Source organism: Heliomicrobium undosum, assembly GCF_009877425.1.
Lineage (GTDB): Bacteria > Bacillota > Desulfitobacteriia > Heliobacteriales > Heliobacteriaceae > Heliomicrobium > Heliomicrobium undosum.
Genome location: NZ_WXEY01000002.1, coordinates 18,123 through 37,672 on the forward strand (window position 1 = coordinate 18,123; position 19,550 = coordinate 37,672).

Sequence of the window (19,550 nt, forward strand, 5' to 3'; positions counted from 1 at the left end):
CCTTTCCTGGTTTAGGGGGAGAGGGGGAGCAAAGCATGCAATGGAATCGGCGCAACCAGGCCATCGCCGTGGTGACCCTTGTCTGCTTTTTCATCGGCCTCTCCACGACGGTCCAGTGGCGGACCCAGACGGAGATCGTCCGCCAGTCCTCGGCCGCTTCGGTCGATGAACTGACAGCGACGCTGATTCAAACGGAACGCTCCAAAGAGGCGCTAGCGGCGCAGCTTATGGAACTGAAAGGCCAGTTGGCAAAATACCGCGAAGGGGAGAATTCCAAGCAGGCGCTCCAGCAGTCCCTGGAAAAGACGCGGATCACCGCCGGATTGACGCGCGTCGAGGGCCCGGGAATCGTTATCACCCTCAACGACAGCCCCAGGGCGCAGCAACTGGAGACGATCCGCAAGGACGACCCGAATAACTACTACATCCACGACGCCTACCTGCGCGAACTGGTCAACACCCTCTGGACGGGTGGCGCCGAGGCAATCAGCATCAACGACCAGCGGCTGATCAGCACCTCGGAGATCTTCTGCGGCGGAACGACCATCTTCGTCAACGGCGAGTACATCACGCCGCCCTTTGTCATCAGCGCTGTCGGCGACCCGAAAACGCTGACAGCCTCCGTCAATATGGCGATGACGACGCTCTTCTTGAAAAACCTGCGCCAACAGTACGGTATCGTTTTTGACGTTGTTCCCAGCGACCGCATCGACCTCCCCCCTTACCGGGGAGAGGTAAAGTTTCAATACGCCAAAGCGGTGCAGGACGACCAGGCGGCGGGGACACAGCCATGAATGTGATAAACGTGAAGATGCAGTGGAAAAAATGGCAGGTGGCGGCCACCATTGTGGCCCTGGCCCTCGGTATCCTGCTGGTGACCCAGTTTAACACGGCCACCCTGATCGCCAAGGGGCGTTCCGAGATCCAGGAGCGGCGCAACTCCCTGATGGGGATCCTGGAAAAAATGGATAACGACAACGCCAGTTTGGAAAAAGAGGTGGCCCGGACCAAGGCGGAGATCGCTAAGTACGAAGAAGTGGCCAAAGGGGTTGTCGGCGCCGGCTTGTCCGATGAGATCGACCGGCTGCGCATCCTCACCGGCTACTATCCTGTCAAAGGTCCCGGCATTCGCCTGACCTTGGATGATCACCTCGTCCCCAACCTGTCGCTGGATATCTTTGATCTGATGGACCTTGTTAACATCCTCCGCTACGGCGGGGCCGAAGCCATCGCCATCAATGGCCAGCGCATTGTGGCCAACTCGGAAATCTACGTTTCCGGCAACAACATCCTGGTGAACAAAACGCCGATCAGCAGCGGCCGCAATCATGTTTTTGTCATCGACGCGATCGGCAACGCTGATGAGTTGTCCCGTTACCTCCAGGTCACAGACGGAAAAATCGCCAGCCTGAAAGAAAACAAGATCGATGTGAAGATCCTCAAGCAATCTGAGGTGGAAATCCCAGCCTACTCAGATACGCTGAAGTTCCGCTATGCCAAACCTGTGCTTGAAAAAACGCCCCCGGCGGGTGTAGGCGCCGGCGGAAACGTAGGCAGCGATTCCGGGGCGGCAAGGGCGATCCAACCGGGGACGAACCCACCGGCCATCCAACCGGCGGCCCAGGGAGCAACGGGCCGGACCGGGGGTGCGACTGGCAACGCCAAAGCGACCGGGGTTTCCGGCGCCGGCGCGGGAGCAGCAGGTGCGAACGCCGCGGGATCCGGAATCGCCGGCTCATCGAGAACCACCACGGGCGGCGCGGCCAACGGCGCAACCGGCCAGCGGTCCAATCAGCCGAGTGGCGCCAGTGGCAACACCGGCGGGAACGGCGGATAAGCTCATTGAGCGCTGGGAGGCGCCAGCGGCCTCGCGTAAGGGGGAAACATTGTGCGCGCATTTTTTGCCGTCGACCTAGCGGAGCCGGTCCGGCAAGCCTGCCGCGAGGCCCAGAGTGCACTGCTGCAGGCCGGCGTCAAGGCGAATTGGGTGAAGCCGCTGCTGATGCACATCACCATCAAGTTTCTCGGTGATGTTGCGCCTTCTCTTGCTAAGGTCCTTGCTGACGACGCAGCTGGGCGGCTGGCCGGATTCAAGCCCTTCCCGATCGGTTTTGGCGGCTTCGGCGCTTTTCCCCGCTGGAACGCGCCCCGTGTGCTCTGGTTGGGCGTCAAAGATCCCGACGGACAGTTGGGGCAATTGCAGACCTTGGTGCAGCAGAACACGGAAAGTCGCTTGACATCCCGGGGTCCGCAATACAGCACATACCGGGAAATCCTTTTTGATTGAAAAAAATGTCCATATTGACAATCTGTGCCAAATAACGGTATATTCATATCAAATCGACAGGGTTGGAAAGGGTTCCTAATCGAAAAAGGGGGACACGGACAGATGGCTGCTGGAGACAACAAACTGCAGGCGCTGCAACAAGCCTTGAACTCGATCGAAAAGGCCTTTGGCAAGGGCTCCATCATGCGGCTCGGCGAAGCGACGGCAAAGCTCTCGGTGGAGGTCATCCCCACCGGTTCCATCGCCCTGGACATGGCCCTGGGCATCGGCGGCGTCCCGCGCGGACGGATCGTCGAGGTCTACGGTCCCGAATCATCCGGTAAGACGACAGTGGCGCTACATATCATCGCCGAGGCCCAGAAGTTGGGCGGCATGGCGGCCTTCATCGACGCTGAACACGCCCTCGATCCGGCCTATGCCCGCAATCTCGGCGTCGATATCGACAACCTGCTCGTCTCCCAACCCGATACGGGCGAACAGGCCCTGGAGATCTGCGAGGCCCTGGTCCGCTCCGGCGCCATCGACGTGGTCGTCATCGACTCCGTCGCTGCCCTCGTTCCCAAGGCGGAGATTGACGGCGAGATGGGCGACGCCCATGTGGGCTTGCAAGCGCGCCTTATGTCCCAGGCGCTGCGCAAACTGACCGGCGTTGTCTCCAAATCGAAGACCTGCTGCCTCTTCATCAACCAGATCCGCGAAAAGGTTGGCGTCATGTTCGGCAACCCCGAGACGACACCGGGCGGACGGGCGCTCAAGTTTTACAGTTCCGTCCGGCTGGAGGTCCGCAAGGTGGACACCCTCAAGCAGGGTTCTGACATGATCGGATCCCGCACGCGGGTGAAGGTTGTCAAGAATAAGGTGGCCCCGCCCTTCAAGGTGGCCGATTTCGATATCATGTACGGCGAAGGCATCTCCCGCGAAGGCAGTCTTGTTGACCTGGCTGTCGACATGGGCATCGTCGAGAAGAGCGGCGCTTGGTACTCCTACAAAGGCGACCGGCTCGGTCAGGGCCGGGAGAACGTCAAGGAATTCCTGCGCAACCATCCTGCGCTGGCGGCGGAGATTGAAAGCATGATCCGGGGACGCACCGAAAGCGCACGCTTGGCCGCTGTCGCCGCCCCTGCCGCAGGAGACGCTGAATGAGCGCAGCCATGGGTCCTTCGGGATTCGGCGGCATGCGTGGAAAAGGGAAAACGCCTACAGAGCCGGTAACGCCGGAGGAGGCCTGGACAAAGGCCCTCCTCTGGCTTTCTCGTCGTTCCCTGAGTCGTCGTGAGGTGGAGACCCGGTTGCGCCGCCTCGGCCTTGCCGAAGAGAGCGCCGAGGAGGTTATCGAAGATATCATTGAGCGGCTTCTGGAGCGGGGATACCTCGATGATAGCCGCTTCGCCCGCTCCTTTGCCCGTTACCGTGTCGAAACCTCCTCCACAGGCTCCCAGCGGTTGATACGGGACCTTGCCGTCCGGGGCATCGAGGAAGAGGCGGCGAAAACCGTCATCGACGAGTTCCTCCCGGAAGCGGAAGAGGAGGCGCGGGCGCGCAGGCTCGCCGAAAAAAAGCTGGCCGAGTGGGCGCGCTCAAGACGATTTTCTCATGCTGACGCCGGCGCTGTTGAGCCGGGCCTGCGGCGGGAACTGGCCGCCCGCCTGGGACGTCACCTGCAGCAGAAGGGATTCCCTCTTTCGCTGATCTACCGGCTTCTTGACAGCCTGGAGGCCGAAGGGCGGTTCACTTTTGATGTTTAGGCAACGTGCCGTTGATGCTGGTGAGGACGTGGACAACTTGACACAATATCTGAAAAATATTAAAATAGTCAAAGGGAAGTAAAGGTTTTCGTGGAGTTTTTCACGCCGCTTGTGACGGGCGTTTCTTATATATTACATTCAACAGCGTTCCCTACGTGTGAGGATATAGGAGCATCTCGACCCTCTCCGGGTGCTGTGATGGGCATATAAGAAAATAGGCGTCACAGCCTCCTTTTGGCAGGCTGTGAGTCATTCGCCATAGATACAGGTGGAATGAATCCTCCCAAAACCGAGTTTCTTCTCGGTTTTTTCTATTTTGCCAACTACTTTATTTATCGTTAAGTGGAAAAGCGAGGAGGTGAAAATATAAGTGGAATGGATTATTGCCGGCTTATTGGCCGTCATCGCTTTTGTGGGCGGGATTTTTTACCGCAAGTCCATCGCTGAGGGGAAAATCGGCTCTGCTGAAGACCGGGCGCGCCAGATCGTGGATGACGCCGTGAAAGAGGCGGAAGCGAAACGCCGCGAAGCGGTCCTGGCGGCCAAGGACGAGGTTCACCAGATGCGCACCGAGGCCGAACGGGAAAACCGGGAACGGCGCAACGAGTTGCAGCGTCTGGAACGTCGCCTGCTGCAAAAGGAAGAGTCCCTGGATCGGAAGATGGAATCGATGGAGCGCAAGGAAGACAACCTGCAGCGCCGTGAAGATGAAATCGAAAAACTCCGGGCCGGGCTGGCGGAAACGCTGCAAAAGCAGGTGGCGGAACTGGAACGGCTGTCCGGCTTGACCTCGGAAGAGGCGCGGACGCTGCTCCTGTCCAACATTGAAGACGAAGTCAAGCATGAAGCGGCCATGATGATCAAGACGATTGAGAACCAGGCCAAGGAAGAGGCGGAAAAGCGCGCTCGCGAGATCATCTCGCTGGCCATTCAGCGTTGCGCCGCCGACCATGTGGCTGAATCGACCGTCTCCGTTGTGGCTTTGCCCAATGACGAGATGAAGGGCCGCATCATCGGCCGTGAAGGACGGAACATCCGGACCCTGGAGACGCTGACGGGCATCGATCTGATCATCGATGATACGCCGGAAGCGGTCATTCTCTCCGGTTTCGATCCCATCCGCCGCGAGGTGGCGCGGATCGCCCTGGAGAAGCTGATCCTGGACGGGCGGATTCACCCGGCTCGGATCGAAGAGATGGTCGAGAAGGCTCAAAAAGAGGTGGAAACACGCATCCGCGAGGAAGGCGAACAGGCCACTTTTGAGACGGGCATTCACGGTCTCCATCCCGAACTCATCAAGCTCCTGGGCAGGTTGCGCTGGCGCACCTCCTATGGGCAGAACGTGCTCAAACACTCCATCGAGGTGGCTCACCTGGCTGGCCTGATGGCTGCCGAATTGGGCGTCGATCCTGTCCTGGCTCGCCGAGCCGGTCTGTTGCATGACATCGGCAAGGCCGTCGACCATGAGATGGAAGGCAACCACGTCAGCATCGGCATCGACCTGGCCAAGAAGTACCGCGAATCGCGGGAGGTCATTCACTGTATCGCCGCTCACCATGGCGACGAAGAGGCGCGCACCATCGAGGCCGTCCTTGTGGCGGCGGCGGACGCCGTATCGGCTGCCCGGCCGGGCGCCCGCAGAGAGACCCTCGAATCTTACATCAAGCGTTTGCAAAAGCTTGAGGAGATCGCCGACTCCTTCGAAGGCGTTGAAAAAGCCTTCGCTATCCAGGCCGGACGTGAGATCCGCATCATGGTCAAACCGGACAAGGTGGATGATGCCGAGTCGCTCCGTGTCGCCCGGGAAATTGTCAAAAGGATTGAATCTGAACTGGAATATCCCGGTCAAATCAAAGTCGTCGTCATCCGCGAAACCAGAGCGGTTGACTACGCCAAGTAAACCGTTGTCGAGCGAAGGCCGATCCGCTGCGGGTCGGCCTTCCTGTTTTGCCAGCAGCTTTCCCCAGGTTCGCGGACGAATAGGGAAGGATTTTGCCATCCTATGTAGAAACAGTTCACATTCGATAGCCGCGAGGAGTGACCCTTTTGAGCTTACGTTTTAAGCAGGGACCGGAAGTAAACGGCAGCATGGGACTGCTCATCTCGATCCTGGTCCGTTATCCGGAAGTAGGCACCGTCAATTACGACCCGGCGCGCCGGGTTTTAAAGTTCACCTTTCTCCTGCAGCGCGAGAGCAGCAAGGACAAACTGCCTGCCATCGCCCAGGGTGTCAAAACAGCCCTGGAGGTCTTTCACGAACTGGAGGGTCTCTCTCCGTCGGTTACATCGGTCGAACCGCGCCTCGGCGATGGCCTGGCCAGCCTGGAGGTCTACCGCGATGTGGAAAGCCTCTCATTGAACGAGATTGCCCTTCTGATCGACCTGCTGAACCAGCAGGCCGGCCAGGTGATCCTCTCGGAAGATGAGGGGGAAGCATTGCAGGAAGAGGAGCGATTGTGGCAGGAAGAACTCATTTCTCATATGCTGGACAGCTTGAAGAGCGGCGGCTATGACCAACAGGTCTATGCTTTCCGGGAAGAGGGCCGGGTCATGGTCTACAATAAGTGAGTAAAGTGATCGCTTCGGACATAGCCCAATCGGGATCAAGGGAAACTGTGGTTGACATCAGCCACAGTTTCCTGCATAGTGGGAAAATACAGCAGAGAGAAAAAAGACTACGTTGGAGGCCGAAGGGATTTGCGCATTCTGTTTATCGGCGATATCGTCGGCAAGCCGGGACGGCGGGCCGTGGAATTGATGGTGCCCAAGTTGGTGCGGGAGCGAGCGATTGATTTCGTCATCGCCAACGGTGAAAACGCCGCCGGTGGCAACGGCATCACCCGGGAGATCACCCATGAACTGCTCGACCGGGGGATCCATGTGCTGACAATGGGCAACCACGTCTGGGACAAACGGGAGATCATGGACTTCATCGACAGCGAGCCGCGCCTCATCCGTCCGGCCAACTACCCCATGGGTGCGCCAGGGCGGGGGTGGGGCTTGTTCACGTTGCCGAATGGAAAACGGATCGCCGTGGGCAACTTTTGCGGCCGTGTCTTCCTCGATAACCTGGACTGCCCCTTTTACGGTGTGGGCCGAATGCTTGAATCGCTGCACGGTCAGACCGATTATGTGTTCGTTGACTTTCACGCCGAGGCTACGTCGGAAAAGGTCGCCTTTGGCTGGCACCTGGATGGGCGCGCTGCAGCGGTGGTGGGCACCCATACGCATGTGCAGACAGCCGATGAGCGTATCCTGCCCGGCGGGACTGCCTATATCAGCGATGTAGGGATGACGGGCCCCCACGACTCCGTGTTGGGCGTGAAAAAAGAAGCGATCCTGCGGAAGTTTATCACCGGCTTGCCGGTCCGCTTCGAGACGGCCACAGGACCCTTGCAGTTTTGCGCCGTCATCATCACCCTGGGCGATAAGGGGAAAGCAACGAAGATTGAGCGTGTTTTCGAGAGGTTTGACGGTTAAGAGAAATCGTAATGGCAGTGGGATACAAGCAGACGATATAGGCAAAGGAGAACGAGGGGCGCCCGGCAAGCAGCGGGCGCCCTTGTCCATTCTGGATCGATATTAACAGGATAAAAATGGAGAAAAAATAGATTGAAAAAAAACAATTTTCGGTGTACTCTAGAAACACACATTAGTGGAAATTACAAGAAAATAACAACAGGGAGGCCGTTGACATGGAAGTGCTCAAAGTATCAGCCAAATCCAGCCCGAACCGAGTGGCAGGCGCCTTGGCCGGCGTGTTAAGAGAGAGAGGCGGCGCCGAGATTCAAGCCATCGGGGCGGGCGCCCTGAACCAGGCAGTTAAAGCGGTCGCAATCGCACGCGGCTTTGAAGCTCCCCGGGGGGTAGACCTCATCTGCATCCCCGCCTTCACAGATATCCAAATCGATGGGGAAGAGCGGACAGCGATCAAACTGATCGTGGAACCGCGCTGACGCGAACGCGAAGCGCCACGTACATAAGCAATCGGATACCTGCCTCTCGTGGGCAGGTCTCTTACTTTCTGGGGGCTTGTTTATCTGTTCGGTATCCCTTATCTTCCGATGTTAACCCTTGTATGTCAGTGAAAGGGGGAATCCCCTTGTTCCAGGCTGTAGACGCCCATTGTGACACCTTGCTAAAAGTCCGTGATGACGGTTTCTCATTTTCCGACGATGGTGCTGCCGCCGTAAGCGCCGGTTCCTTACGGCGGGGAGGAGTAGTCCTGCAGTTTTTAGCCGCCTATATCGGCGAGGCTTATAAACCTTACGGCAGCCTCCGGCGTACACTGGAGTTGATCGAAGCGTACCACCGGATGGTCAATGGGCATCGCCGGTTCCTTTTTCCGCTTCGGTGGAAGGAGGAAATGACTCAAGTCGGAAATCGCTGCGGCGCCCTGCTGGCGATTGAGGGAGGCGAGGCGCTTGCCGGATCCCTCGCCTTGTTGGACATATTCTTTCGTCTCGGCGTCCGCTCCATCGGTTTGACCTGGAACCAGCGCAACCTCTTGGCAGACGGAAGTTGGGAGGAAGGGAGCAGGGGCGGTTTGACTCGATTTGGACGACAGGTGGTCGACCGAATGGAGGCTCTCGGCATGGTTGTAGACGCAGCCCATATCGCGCCAGCCGGCTTCTGGGATCTCGTCGCCCTCTGCCGCCGGCCCTGGCTCGTCTCCCACACCTGCTGCCGCAGTTTGCAGGATCATCCCCGCAACATCGATGATCGCCAGATCGCGGCGTTGGCAGAGAAGGGCGGCATCATGGGGATCACCTTCTACCCCGAATTTCTCGGTGAGTCACGGGGGGATGTAGAGGGTGTGGCGGATCATATCGAGCAGGCGTGCCAGGCGGGCGGCGGTGTTGAACACGTCGGTATCGGCAGTGATTTTGATGGCGCTGACCGCTTCGCTCACGGTTTGGAAGGGGCCTGTTGCCTGCCGCGGTTGTGGGAAGCATTGGGGAGAAGGGGTTTTTTAGACGACCAGATCCGTGCCGTTGCTGGCGGCAATCTCATACGACTGCTCGCCCAATCCCTGCCGGAGCGACCGGGTGAAATACCGGAATGATTTAAGAAAATGGTAAAATATGAAGATTTCGTGTATGGGTAACGGAGGCGGAAGCAAAGAATAGGGACAAGGAACGGGACAAAGGGGGAGGCCGCATGGAGCGTCGAGACCTCCATTGTGAAACTTGCTTGTATGCCGATCGTGTCGGGGATTGTCTTCCCTGCAATGAATGCACCGACGGAAGCGAATACGAGTCGTCGATAGAAAAGGAAATGGACTGAGGGAGAAAGTAAGGAAACCTTGAAACATCCCCCGTGATAGGACTAGAATGAGAGTTGGCAATATGTGAATACGGGGGAGATACATAGCATGTTTGAATGGAAACCGGCTCGCCGGATGGCTAGCCTATCATCTGCCATGTTTTCGCGCATGGATGCGCTCCGGCAAGAGGTAGAGTCAGGCGGCGTTGATGTCATCAACCTCGGTATCGGCAGCCCTGATCGCCCCCCGGCTCCCCATGTCCGGCAAGCGCTCATGGATGCGCTGGCCCGAGACGACGCCTACGGCTATGCTTTAACGGACGGGCTGATCGAGTTCAAAAGCGCCGTCGCCGATTGGTACCGGGAACGGTTCAGCGTCAACCTCGATCCGAAGACAGAGGTCCTCTCCCTGATGGGCTCCCAGGACGGCCTCGGCCATCTTGGTCTCGCGCTGCTCGATCCCGGTGATATCGCCCTTGTCCCTGATCCGGGATACCCGATCTATACGGCGGGCGTCCTTCTCGCCGAAGGTGTCCCCTATCCGCTTCCGTTGGAACGGGAGCGTGACTATCTGCCCGATCTGGACGCCGTTCCGGAAGACATCCTCCGCCGGGCCAAACTGATGATCCTGAATTACCCGAGCAACCCCGTCGCAGCGACGGCGGAGCTAGACTTTTTTACCCGTGTTGTCAATTTCGCCCGCCGCAACAACATCATTGTGCTCCACGACATCGCCTATTCGGAATTGGCCTATGATGGCTACCGACCAGTCAGCTTCCTGCAGGCGCCTGGCGCCAAAGAGGTGGGTATCGAGTTCCATTCTGTATCCAAGTCCTATAACCTGGCTGGGTGTCGTCTGGGTATGGCGGTCGGCAACCGGGAGGTTCTGGCCGTTTTGGCCAATCTGAAGTCCAATATTGACTATGGCGTCTTCAAGGCGGTCCAATGGGCGGCCGTGGCGGCCTTGCGGGGACCCCAGGCGATCGTCGAGGAAAACGCCGGGGCCTACCAGCGCCGGCGCGATGTTCTCGTCGACGGCTTGGCCCGCATCGGCTGGCAGATGGATAAGCCGAAGGCCTCCATGTTCGTCTGGGCGCCTGTGCCCGAAGGGTTTGCCTCCTCCTTCGCCTTTGCCGAGGAACTCTTGCGTGAAACGGGTGTGCTCGTCGTCCCAGGCAACGCCTTTGGGGAGCGCGGCGAGGGGTATGTGCGCATCGCCCTGGTTGTCCCTGAAGCGCGATTGGAAAAGGCCGTCGAACGGATCGCCAAGCGATATCGTTTCGGCGGTTGAGCCAAGTCTATCTTTACGATCGATCGACGTCTCTCTTGTGGGATAGTTCGCCTGCCTTTGACATAAAATGGTGATAAGACACAGGCAGGAGGGCGGGACCCATGGGAGAAGGAAATCGCGAATCGCTGGAAGCGCTGAAGGACGAAGTGGATTACCTGCGCTCACGGCTGAATCAGTTGAGACTCAGTCGCCGTGTGTTGATGGCATTGCTGGAGACGGTGGACAGTGAACGGCGGGATGCGATCGCACGCCTCGAGGCGGAAAACCGCCGCCTGCGGCGATCTCGGCGAAGTGATGTCGAAAAACTGTCCCTGATCCGCAGTGACGACAGAAAAGTTCTTTGGATTTGCAGGAATGATTCAAAAGACGGCGAATAATTTTATGTATCACATTACGCATATTCGGGGCAGGCGTCACGTATGACGCAGGGAAGTCGGTGCGAATCCGACGCGGTGCCGCCACTGTGACGGGGAGGGCGCTTCTAAGGCCACCGGGGAACCGGGAAGGCGAAGCGTTCCGATGAGCCTGAGCCAGGAGACCTGACTGCCCCCACCGCGAGAACCCGCGCGCTACGGGGGAGGTGACCGGACCGGGGAATGGTCTTTTGATTCCCCAGGTTTGCATTTGTGTCAAATCCCACACCTTGCTGAGGGGGTGGGATTTTTTATGTGCGGGGAGAGTGGGAACAACTGCGAAAAGGCTATACGACGGGATCCTGCGCCGCCGCTGCGGCCAAGGCGGCGACAGGTTTCCTCTATGGAACACTTGGAACACTCGCCGAGACACCAAACGAAGCAACAGAGATTCCCGCTGCTTCAACGTTGCAAGAATCACTGCCGGTGGATATCCCGCTGCCCTATGACGGACGGCTGATCGTCAAGGCGGAACGCATCGATGAGCACGAGCCCTCTGTCAATGGAAACGGGGGAGTTACCTACCAGGTAATCAAGGATGGGGGCGATGACCCCGATGCGACCCACGGCATGGCGATCCGCGTCACTGCCCTGCCTGCGCCGGAAGGGATCCACATCGACGGGGGGCTGGGCGTCGGCCGGGTGACCAAGCCTGGCTTGGCCGTGCCGGTGGGGGAAGCGGCCATCAATCCGACGCCCCGCGCCATGATCACAGCCGCCGTCAAGGAAGCGCTGCCGCCCGGCAAGGGGGTTCGCCTCACCGTCTGGGCGCCGGAAGGAGAGCGGGTCGGACCTTCGACATTGAACCCTCACCTGGGCGTCGTCGGCGGCATCTCCATTCTTGGAACAACAGGCATCGTCAATCCCATGTCAGAAGAGGCGTTCAAACATAGCCTTGAGCCGCAGATCGATATCGCGCTGGCTGCCGGACACCGGACCCTCCTGCTGACACCAGGTCACATGGGCCGGCGAGGGTTGGAGCAGCGGGGAGCGCCCGCTGACGCCATCGTGCTGACGAGCAACTTCATCGGCCATATGCTCGACGCCTGCGCCAAAAAAGGTGTCCAGGAGATCCTGCTCTGGGGCCATGTGGGGAAGCTGGTCAAAGTCGCCGGCGGCATCTTCCACACCCACAGCAAGGTTGCCGACGGGCGCAGGGAGATCATCGCCGCCCACGCAGCCGTCTGCGGCTTGCCCTTGGAACTCGTCCAAGCGGTGCTGGAGGCCAACACAGCGGAAGCGGCGGTGGAACTGCTGCATCGAGCTGGCCGTCTTGACTTGTTCGACCACCTGGCCGAGGTGGCCGCCGAAAAAGCAGCCCAACGTTTTCGCGGAACTGTTTCGGTCATATTCACAGATTTGAAGGGAGAACCGCTAGGGTGGAGTCGCCATGCAACGCTTCCGGGATTCGACCGGGATTTCCGGTCACTGTCATCGGCATCGGTCCCGGCACAGAAGAATATTTGACACCAGCGGCGCTGCGGGCGGTGGAGGAGGCCGATGTTCTCGTCGGGGGGCCTCGCGCGCTGGCGCTCTTCGCCGGTTACAACAAGCCGGGACGGATCATCGACCGTCGTCTCGATAACCTTATCGACTATATCGCCTCCGAACGGCTATCGCGGCGTCTTGCCGTTCTCGTCTCCGGAGACCCCGGCTATTACAGCCTGTTGCCCCGTCTGATCCGTTCTCTCGGCGACGAACCGATCAAGGTCATCCCCGGTTTGAGTTCCCTGCAGATGGCCTTTGCCCGCCTCAAGCTCCCTTGGCAGGAGGCTGCCTGGAAGAGCATGCATGGCCGTCCTATGGAGGATGCCCTCGAAGCTCTCCGGCATCCGGGGTGGGTAGCCTTCCTGACCGATCCCGACCACACGCCGGAAGCGGTGGCCGCCTACCTGGATGCACAGGGGGAGGGGGAACGGCGCGCCTATGTGACGCGCAACCTTGGTTATGACGATGAGTCGGTCGAGGCTGGCACTGTACATACATTTGCACTTGTGAAAACAGGAGCGTATCAGCCGTCCCTGTTGATCGTCGAGGGGGGCTTTGACGTCGAATCGCACGGCAAAGAGAATGCCGGATCGAACAGCCAGACAGAGACGATTCTGGGCGTCCAGCCGGCGAAGGGTCCACTTTTAATGACAAATGTCGGCTTGCCGGATGATGCCTTCATCCGCGGCCAGGTCCCCATGACCAAGTCGGATATCCGGGCGCTCACCCTGGTCCGGGCGCAGGTCGGTCCGGGGGACATCGTCTGGGACATTGGCGCAGGCACCGGTTCGATCAGCGTGGAAGCGGCCCTCTTGTCAAGGGGCGGACGAGTCTTCGCCGTGGAACGCGGCCAGGCTGGCTGCGATCTAATCGAAGCCAATGCGCGAAAGCAGGGCGTAGACAATCTGGTTCCAGTGCTGGGTGAAGCGCCGGAAGCGCTCGTCCACCTGCCGGCGCCGGATGCGGTGATCATCGGCGGTTCCGGCGGAAAACTTCCGGAGATCTTGCAGAATGTGTGGGGTTGCTTGAAGGCGGGCGGCCGGTTGGTCCTCAACGCCGTCACCGTCGAGACGGTGGCCGTTGCTACCCAATGGCTGCGGGAACGGGGAATCTCTTTTCAGGCCAGTCAGATCCAGGTGAACCGGCTGGAGCCTGCCGGAACGGTTCACCTGTGGAAAAGCCAGAATCCCGTCGTCATCATCTGGACCCGAAAGGAGAGTGGCTGAATGCTGGGACGTTTTTACGGCATCGGTGTCGGACCGGGCGATCCGGCGCTGCTGACGCGGCGGGCCGTCGCCCTGTTGGAGACGACGCCGGTGATCTTTACGCCCCGTGGCAAAGGGGGCGGCGAGGGTGTGGCGCTGACTATCATTCGCGACATCCTGCCTGAATCAGCAGAGATTGTTCCGCTGCACCTACCCATGATCCAGGATGACCGCCTCCTCCGGGATGCCTGGGAGGAAGCGGCGCGGCAGATTTACGACAGGTTGGCCGCCGGGAAGGATGCGGCTTTCGTCACCATCGGCGACTGCCTGCTCTTTTCCACCTATGGATACCTGTTAAAAGCGCTCCGGGAGATCGACCCTGACCTATCCGTCGAGAGTGTGCCGGGTGTCACCTCTTTTTCGGCCAGCGCATCGCGGCTCAACCTTCCCCTCGCCGAGGGCGAGGAGCCGCTGCTCGTCGTCCCGGCGCTGCGCGACCCGGAGGAACTGCGCCCGCTGCTGCGGCAGTTTCCCAATCTGGTCCTGATGAAGGTGGCTTCTCGCTTTGACGAGATTTACCGGGTGTTGCAAGAGGAGGGACGGGCCGAATCAGCCGCCTTTGTGGCCCGCTGCGGGACGCCGGAGGAGCGGATCGTCTGTGACCTGGCTTCTCTGGTCGGACAAAAGCTCGATTATCTCAGCCTGTTGATTGTCAAACCAAAGGGGGTGTCGATTTGATCAGTTTTATTGGAGCGGGACCGGGTGATCCCGATTTGATCACCGTCAAGGGGCAGAAGCGCCTCGCAGAGGCCGATGTGGTCATCTACGCCGGATCGCTCGTTAACCCAGCTGTCCTTCACGTCTGCCGGCCTGAGGCCGAGATCCACAACAGCGCCTCAATGACCCTGGAGGCGGTGCTGGACGTCATGGAGCGGGCGGTGGGAGAGGGTAAAAAAGTGGCCCGCGTGCATACGGGCGATCCCAGCATCTACGGCGCGATCCGGGAACAGATGGACGCCCTCGACGATATGGGCATCCCCTATGAGGTCATTCCCGGCGTCAGTTCCTTCCTGGCCGCCGCCGCGAGCCTGCGCAAGGAGTTTACACTCCCCGACGTCTCCCAGACGGTGATCATCACCCGATTGGCCGGACGGACGCCGGTGCCGGAAAAGGAATCCCTGGCCGGCCTGGCGCAGCATAAGGCGTCGCTGTGCATTTTCCTCAGCACCCACCTGCTGGATCAGGTGACGGCCGATTTGATCGCCGGCGGCTATCCTGAGGATACACCGGCTGCTGTCGTCTACAAGGCCTCCTGGCCCGACGAAAAGGCGGTCCAGGGAACCTTGCGCGACATCGCCGGCAAGGTGGCAGAGGCCGGGATTTCCCGCACTGCCATGATCATGGTGGGCCAGTTTCTTGAAGGCCCTTACCAACGTTCCCTCCTCTATCACCCTGAGTTTGCCCACGGATACCGGGAGGCTGAACGGGGGAGCGGCGAGTGAACGTGCTGGCGCTGACGCCGGGCGGGAGCGCCCTGGCCCGGCGCATCGGCAATGTTTTTCCGGAGGCGCGGCTGTGGCTGCCTGCGGATGGAGACGGTGGTGTCCCTGAGGGTGGCCGTTCAGACGTGACCGATCATCCCAACAGCGCTGGTAGAATAGACGCGGCTATCGTCAATGGCGCTGTTAAAACTGCGATTTCCCACTGGCGCCCCCCTCTGCGGGACACCTTCGGACCGATTTTTTCATCGGGTAAGCCGATTCTCTTTATCGGCGCGCTCGGGATCCTCGTTCGCCTGCTAGCGCCTCGGATCGCCGACAAGCGCACCGACCCACCGGTGATCGCCCTAGATGAAGGCGGACGTTTTGTCATCAGCGTTCTGGCCGGTCACTGGGGCGGCGCCAACGAACTGGCCGAAGAGGTGGGCCGGCGCATCGGGGCCATCCCGGTGATCACGACTGCCACCGATGTGGCCGGGTTGCCGGCTGTCGACACCTTCGCCCGCCGCTGGGGCGCCCGCATCGAACCATGGGCGGCTGTAAAAAAAATCGCCTCAGCCCAACTGCGGGGGGACGCGATCAAGTGGCTGGCCGACGAACGGTTCCTGCCTGTTTTGAAGGAACTGGAAGCAGACTTTCCCTGGCAGCCCTTGCGGGAACCCATAGGGGAACCAACGATAAGCCGGGTGCTGTTCTCATCACGCTGGGTGGAGCCGCCGGTCGACCTCCGGCTCTTTCCCTGCTGTCTCGTCGCCGGGATCGGCTGCCGCCGGGGCGTGTCGCTGGAACAGGTGCATGTAGCCTTCCAGGAAGCCTGCCGGATCGCTGATGTTCATCCCCGGTGCCTGACTGCTATCGCCAGCGCCTGGGTGAAGGCCGAAGAACCGGCCCTCATCGCCCTGGCGAAAACCTATGATGTTCCCTTCCGCACCTTTTCCGCCGATGAAATACAAGCCTGCTGTGACAGCCACCGGGAGATCGGCGGTTCCTCTTTTGTGGCTGATACGATTGGAGTGAAAGCTGTATGCGAACCGACTGCGCTGTTGACACATCCTCAAGCGCGGCTCCTGTTGAAGAAACGGGCTGCCGGCCCGGTGACCGTGGCCTTGGCCGAGGTTCCCTGGCCGTCATCGGATTGGGACCAGGCAACCGGGACCAGATGACGGGGCGGGCGTTACAAGCCATCGCCCAAGCCGATGTGATCGTCGGCTACAGCACCTATGTGAGGTTAATCGAGGACCTGATCGAGGGAAAAGATGTGCAGGCCTCGGGCATGCGCAAGGAGATTGACCGGGCCTGCCTGGCCGTCGATCTGGCACTGGAAGGAAAAGCGGTTGTCGTCGTCTCCAGCGGCGACCCCGGTGTCTACGGCATGGCCGGCGTGGTCCTGGAAGCGGTGCAGCAGCGGGAGGCGCAAGGACAGGTCACCGTGGAGGTGATCCCCGGCGTCACGTCCGCCACCGCCGCCGCCGCCGTCTTGGGCGCGCCGCTGATGCACGACTTTGCCGTCATCTCCCTTAGCGACCTGCTCACCCCCTGGGATCTGATCCGGCGGCGCGTCGAGAACGCCGCTGCCGGCGACTTCATCATCACTCTCTATAACCCGAAAAGCACCAAGCGGGTGCACCAGATCGAAGAGGTGCGGGAACTGCTGCTCCAGCACCGTCCGCCTTCCACGCCGGTGGGCATCGTCCGCAACGCCCGGCGTGAGGGCGAGGAGAGGGTATTGACCACCCTGGGAGAGTTTTTAGAGCACCCCATCGACATGTTCACCATCCTGGTCATCGGCAACTCGCAGACCTATGTCCGTGACGGCTGGATGATCACCCCGCGGGGATACCGCTGGTGATTTGGGTCGTCGCCGGAACGCGGGACGCCCGCCGGTTGATCGAAGGGATATGGCGGGCCGGACTGCCGGTCATCGCCAGTGTCGTCAGCGAATACGGCGCCCAACTCCTCCAGGAGGCTTTTTCCGGGAAGGTGCCTGTCCATCAGGGGGCGATGGACCCTCCGGCGATGCGGTCCTTTGTCCGGGAAAAAGGGATCATTGCCGTGATCGACGCCACCCATCCCTTCGCCCGCGTGGTGTCGGAAAATCTGCTGAAACTGGCTGCCGGAGAGGGTGTCGCCTATCTCCGGTATGAGCGGCCTTCCGTAGATACGACAGATTTCCCGAACTTGATCGCCGTGAGGAATTGGGAAGAGGCGCTGGATGCGCTGGGAGAGGCTGAGGAAGGGGAGACGGTCTTTCTCGCCACCGGCAGCCGGGCGCTGCCACAGGTCGTGCCGCCTCTGCTGCAAAAGAAGCTCCGCCCCATCGCACGTGTCCTGCCCGACCTGGATTCGCTGCGGCAATGCCTTGATTTGGGCCTCCAGGCCGATCAGATCATCGCCATGCAGGGTCCCTTCAGTGAGGAAATGAACCGGGCCATGTTCGCGCAAACAAAGGCGCGCTGGCTGGTCACCAAGGAGAGCGGCGCTGTCGGCGGCGCCGACGCCAAGCTCCGCGCCGCCGCCGGAATGGGACTGAAGACGATCCTGCTCTGCCGGCCCGCTTTGCCTTATCCCTGTGCAACGACTGACTTTGACGAAGCAGTCGCCTGGGCCGGGGAGAGGCTGCAATGGTCGGATAAGGAGCGTCTTTTCCCGAATCAGAATATGAAATTGGAACATGAAACCAGCACCAGTGAAATCTGAACAAGTGGTCTGTAAAGGTCGCCGGATAGGGAAAAGGAGAGGTAATCATGAAAACGGGGATTTTGATGATCGCCCACGGCAGCCGCCTGCAAGAGGCGAACAACCATGCCGTGGCCATCGGCCGCATGGTCCAGGAAAAACACGGGGTGGAGCCCCTCGTCGTCTCTTTTATGGAACTGGCTAAGCCGAGCATGGCCGAAGGGCTTGCCCAACTGGTCGCCGCCGGCGTCGACGATGTCAAGGTGATCCCGCTCTTTTTGTACAATGGCGTTCATATTCAAAAGGATATCCCGGAAGAACTGGAGGAACTGCAAAAGAGCTATCCGAACATTCAGATCACCGTGGGACGACCGCTCGGCGCCGATGAACGCATCGCCCAGTTGATTTTCGAGCGCATCCAGGAGGTCAGTTGATGGACTACATCACCGATCCCCGCGCCATTGAGACAAAAAGCATGGAGATCATCGACGGGCTGATCGGTCCGCTGCCTGTATCGGAAGAGGAGCGCAAGGTGATCAAGCGCGTCGTCCACACGACAGGCGATCCGGAGTTTGCCAAGCTGGTCCGCTGGAGCCCCGGCGCTGTCCCTATCGGCATCGCCGCCTTGGCCCGGGGGGCATCGGTCTTCACGGATGTGAACATGGTCCGCGTGGGCGTCAACAGCCGTCTCCTCTCTGTCAAGGGGGGCAATGCTGTCTGCGCGATCAGTGAGCCCCGCGTTGTCGCCGAGGCGGAGCGGACCGGCAAGACGCGGGCGATGACCGCCTTCGACCTGCTTGCCCCGGAGATGAACGGCGCCGTCATCGCTATCGGCAACGCGCCCACCGCGCTGTTTCACCTGCTGTCGCTGGTGGAGGCGGGCCGCTGCCGCCCAGCTTTGATCGTCGGCACACCGGTCGGCTTCGTCGGCGCAGCCGAATCGAAGGAAGCGCTGACCCAGGCTGATGTGCCCTACATTACGGTCACGGGAAACAAAGGCGGCAGCAATATTGCCGCCGCCATCGTCAATGCCATGTTGTTGCAGATGCCCTAGCTGCTGATGTGATGTCGGCTGATGGCAACCGGAGGCTAACAGCGGTTGTCGGCCTCCTGCAGCAGCGACAATAATTTGCCCATTTCCGGGTGCTCCGGTTCCGTTAACTTACGTTCACCCTGGCAACCGCCATGGTGACGCCGGATCAGTTCCACCAGCGCCGGCGTCCAGTGGCGTCGCGCCGCTTCCTGCGCGCCCAGGGACGCGTGATCAGCAAGGACGGAAAGCGGTTTGCCCAGCAGGGGCCAGCCGTAGAAGGCTTGACTTTTCTCAGGCCGCGAGCCGAGAAGAACATAGAGGATGCGGTGAACCAGGCCGATGCTGGCGTTGCGCTTGCCCATGTCATGAAGCAGGGCGGCTTTGAGCAGCAGTTGCTGCGCCTCCGGCGATAGTTCGCCAGACGCCCTGTGGCAGAGATGGGCCACATCGAGGGCGTGGCGACGGTCGGCGGGGGCCATCTCCAGGAAGACCGCCCGTTCCTCTGGAGTGAGGAACGCGTCGGCCCAAACCAGTTCTTCCTTCGAAAAGCGCGGTTGCCAGGCTTGCAGGACTTGCCGGCAACGGTATAGGATTCTGGAAAAAAGCTCTGTCTTCATGCAATCAGTATATCACGAAGAGGCGTTGACG

22 protein-coding genes and 1 riboswitch are annotated in these 19,550 nt (G+C 60.1%); of the genes, 21 read left to right on the forward strand and 1 reads right to left on the reverse strand.

Annotated elements, in window-relative coordinates:
- The first annotated feature begins 35 nt into the window (after window positions 1–35).
- The 21 genes from GTO91_RS02105 (at window position 36) to GTO91_RS02205 (ending at window position 18,923) form a co-directional block, all read left to right on the forward strand.
- Window positions 36–794, forward strand: a complete 759-nt coding sequence (locus GTO91_RS02105; RefSeq protein ID WP_161254191.1) for a DUF881 domain-containing protein — start codon at window positions 36–38, stop codon at window positions 792–794.
- The gene (locus GTO91_RS18325; protein WP_161254194.1) at window positions 791–1,837 is read left to right on the forward strand and encodes a DUF881 domain-containing protein; all 1,047 of its coding nucleotides are present in this window, start codon (window positions 791–793) and stop codon (window positions 1,835–1,837) included. Before GTO91_RS02105 ends, GTO91_RS18325 begins: the two co-directional genes overlap by 4 nt.
- Before the next feature lie 51 nt (window positions 1,838–1,888).
- Window positions 1,889–2,287 (forward strand): RNA 2',3'-cyclic phosphodiesterase, encoded by a 399-nt coding sequence (gene thpR / locus GTO91_RS02115; RefSeq protein WP_161254197.1) that lies wholly within the window; start codon window positions 1,889–1,891, stop codon window positions 2,285–2,287.
- A gap of 102 nt (window positions 2,288–2,389) precedes the next feature.
- A complete protein-coding gene (recA, locus tag GTO91_RS02120) occupies window positions 2,390–3,430 on the forward strand; it encodes a recombinase RecA (protein WP_161254200.1) in 1,041 nt (346 codons plus the stop codon).
- Window positions 3,427–4,032 carry a regulatory protein RecX gene (locus tag GTO91_RS02125; protein WP_161254202.1) on the forward strand — a complete coding sequence of 202 codons (606 nt, stop codon included), beginning with the start codon at window positions 3,427–3,429 and terminating at the stop codon, window positions 4,030–4,032. Before recA ends, GTO91_RS02125 begins: the two co-directional genes overlap by 4 nt.
- A gap of 370 nt (window positions 4,033–4,402) precedes the next feature.
- On the forward strand, window positions 4,403–5,932 hold the full coding sequence (rny, locus tag GTO91_RS02130) for a ribonuclease Y (RefSeq protein ID WP_161254206.1): 1,530 nt from the start codon (window positions 4,403–4,405) through the stop codon (window positions 5,930–5,932).
- A gap of 146 nt (window positions 5,933–6,078) precedes the next feature.
- Window positions 6,079–6,600, forward strand: a complete 522-nt coding sequence (locus tag GTO91_RS02135) for a hypothetical protein (protein WP_161254209.1) — start codon at window positions 6,079–6,081, stop codon at window positions 6,598–6,600.
- A gap of 129 nt (window positions 6,601–6,729) precedes the next feature.
- Window positions 6,730–7,512, forward strand: coding sequence for a TIGR00282 family metallophosphoesterase (locus tag GTO91_RS02140; RefSeq protein WP_161254212.1), 783 nt, complete (start codon window positions 6,730–6,732; stop codon window positions 7,510–7,512).
- 215 nt (window positions 7,513–7,727) lie between these two features.
- The gene (gene spoVS / locus GTO91_RS02145) at window positions 7,728–7,988 is read left to right on the forward strand and encodes a stage V sporulation protein SpoVS (protein WP_012283429.1); all 261 of its coding nucleotides are present in this window, start codon (window positions 7,728–7,730) and stop codon (window positions 7,986–7,988) included.
- Between the two features lie 146 nt (window positions 7,989–8,134).
- The gene (locus GTO91_RS02150; RefSeq protein ID WP_161254215.1) at window positions 8,135–9,097 is read left to right on the forward strand and encodes a dipeptidase; all 963 of its coding nucleotides are present in this window, start codon (window positions 8,135–8,137) and stop codon (window positions 9,095–9,097) included.
- Between the two features lie 309 nt (window positions 9,098–9,406).
- On the forward strand, window positions 9,407–10,588 hold the full coding sequence (locus tag GTO91_RS02155) for an LL-diaminopimelate aminotransferase (RefSeq protein ID WP_161254218.1): 1,182 nt from the start codon (window positions 9,407–9,409) through the stop codon (window positions 10,586–10,588).
- A 101-nt stretch (window positions 10,589–10,689) separates the two neighbouring features.
- The gene (locus GTO91_RS02160) at window positions 10,690–10,965 is read left to right on the forward strand and encodes a hypothetical protein (RefSeq protein WP_161254221.1); all 276 of its coding nucleotides are present in this window, start codon (window positions 10,690–10,692) and stop codon (window positions 10,963–10,965) included.
- Window positions 10,966–10,978: 13 nt separating this feature from the next.
- Window positions 10,979–11,150, forward strand: a riboswitch (cobalamin riboswitch).
- Window positions 11,151–11,256: 106 nt separating this feature from the next.
- Window positions 11,257–12,468 (forward strand): cobalt-precorrin-5B (C(1))-methyltransferase CbiD, encoded by a 1,212-nt coding sequence (gene cbiD / locus GTO91_RS02165; protein WP_161254224.1) that lies wholly within the window; start codon window positions 11,257–11,259, stop codon window positions 12,466–12,468.
- Window positions 12,381–13,715, forward strand: a complete 1,335-nt coding sequence (gene cbiE, locus GTO91_RS02170; protein WP_161254227.1) for a precorrin-6y C5,15-methyltransferase (decarboxylating) subunit CbiE — start codon at window positions 12,381–12,383, stop codon at window positions 13,713–13,715. The genes cbiD and cbiE overlap by 88 nt, the downstream gene beginning before the upstream one ends.
- A complete protein-coding gene (gene cobI / locus GTO91_RS02175; protein ID WP_161254230.1) occupies window positions 13,716–14,432 on the forward strand; it encodes a precorrin-2 C(20)-methyltransferase in 717 nt (238 codons plus the stop codon).
- A complete protein-coding gene (gene cobM, locus GTO91_RS02180; RefSeq protein ID WP_161254231.1) occupies window positions 14,429–15,196 on the forward strand; it encodes a precorrin-4 C(11)-methyltransferase in 768 nt (255 codons plus the stop codon). The genes cobI and cobM overlap by 4 nt, the downstream gene beginning before the upstream one ends.
- Window positions 15,193–16,356, forward strand: coding sequence for a cobalt-precorrin 5A hydrolase (locus tag GTO91_RS02185; RefSeq protein WP_161254233.1), 1,164 nt, complete (start codon window positions 15,193–15,195; stop codon window positions 16,354–16,356). The genes cobM and GTO91_RS02185 overlap by 4 nt, the downstream gene beginning before the upstream one ends.
- Window positions 16,353–17,042 carry a precorrin-3B C(17)-methyltransferase gene (gene cobJ, locus GTO91_RS02190; RefSeq protein WP_235919002.1) on the forward strand — a complete coding sequence of 230 codons (690 nt, stop codon included), beginning with the start codon at window positions 16,353–16,355 and terminating at the stop codon, window positions 17,040–17,042. The genes GTO91_RS02185 and cobJ overlap by 4 nt, the downstream gene beginning before the upstream one ends.
- Window positions 17,039–17,890 (forward strand): precorrin-6A reductase, encoded by an 852-nt coding sequence (cobK, locus tag GTO91_RS02195; protein ID WP_161254237.1) that lies wholly within the window; start codon window positions 17,039–17,041, stop codon window positions 17,888–17,890. The genes cobJ and cobK overlap by 4 nt, the downstream gene beginning before the upstream one ends.
- Before the next feature lie 47 nt (window positions 17,891–17,937).
- Window positions 17,938–18,303 carry a sirohydrochlorin chelatase gene (locus tag GTO91_RS02200; RefSeq protein WP_161254240.1) on the forward strand — a complete coding sequence of 122 codons (366 nt, stop codon included), beginning with the start codon at window positions 17,938–17,940 and terminating at the stop codon, window positions 18,301–18,303.
- Window positions 18,303–18,923 carry a precorrin-8X methylmutase gene (locus GTO91_RS02205; RefSeq protein WP_161254242.1) on the forward strand — a complete coding sequence of 207 codons (621 nt, stop codon included), beginning with the start codon at window positions 18,303–18,305 and terminating at the stop codon, window positions 18,921–18,923. Before GTO91_RS02200 ends, GTO91_RS02205 begins: the two co-directional genes overlap by 1 nt.
- Before the next feature lie 35 nt (window positions 18,924–18,958).
- Here GTO91_RS02205 and GTO91_RS02210 read toward each other — a convergent pair whose 3' ends face one another.
- Window positions 18,959–19,519, reverse strand: coding sequence for an HDIG domain-containing metalloprotein (locus GTO91_RS02210; protein ID WP_161254245.1), 561 nt, complete (start codon window positions 19,517–19,519; stop codon window positions 18,959–18,961).
- Window positions 19,520–19,550 lie beyond the last annotated feature (31 nt).

Bases quoted from the DNA above. Each gene is read 5' to 3' on its own strand.
- GTO91_RS02125 (WP_161254202.1), top strand. From the start codon at position 3,427: ATGAGCGCAGCCATGGGTCCTTCGGGATTCGGCGGCATGCGTGGAAAA.
- GTO91_RS02200 (WP_161254240.1), top strand. From the start codon at position 17,938: ATGAAAACGGGGATTTTGATGATCGCCCACGGCAGCCGCCTGCAAGAG.
- spoVS (WP_012283429.1), top strand. From the start codon at position 7,728: ATGGAAGTGCTCAAAGTATCAGCCAAATCCAGCCCGAACCGAGTGGCA.
- GTO91_RS02205 (WP_161254242.1), top strand. From the start codon at position 18,303: ATGGACTACATCACCGATCCCCGCGCCATTGAGACAAAAAGCATGGAG.
- recA (WP_161254200.1), top strand. From the start codon at position 2,390: ATGGCTGCTGGAGACAACAAACTGCAGGCGCTGCAACAAGCCTTGAAC.
- GTO91_RS18325 (WP_161254194.1), top strand. From the start codon at position 791: ATGAATGTGATAAACGTGAAGATGCAGTGGAAAAAATGGCAGGTGGCG.
- cobI (WP_161254230.1), top strand. From the start codon at position 13,716: ATGCTGGGACGTTTTTACGGCATCGGTGTCGGACCGGGCGATCCGGCG.
- GTO91_RS02105 (WP_161254191.1), top strand. From the start codon at position 36: ATGCAATGGAATCGGCGCAACCAGGCCATCGCCGTGGTGACCCTTGTC.
- GTO91_RS02160 (WP_161254221.1), top strand. From the start codon at position 10,690: ATGGGAGAAGGAAATCGCGAATCGCTGGAAGCGCTGAAGGACGAAGTG.
- GTO91_RS02155 (WP_161254218.1), top strand. From the start codon at position 9,407: ATGTTTGAATGGAAACCGGCTCGCCGGATGGCTAGCCTATCATCTGCC.
- cobJ (WP_235919002.1), top strand. From the start codon at position 16,353: ATGACGGGGCGGGCGTTACAAGCCATCGCCCAAGCCGATGTGATCGTC.
- GTO91_RS02210 (WP_161254245.1), bottom strand. From the start codon at position 19,519: ATGAAGACAGAGCTTTTTTCCAGAATCCTATACCGTTGCCGGCAAGTC.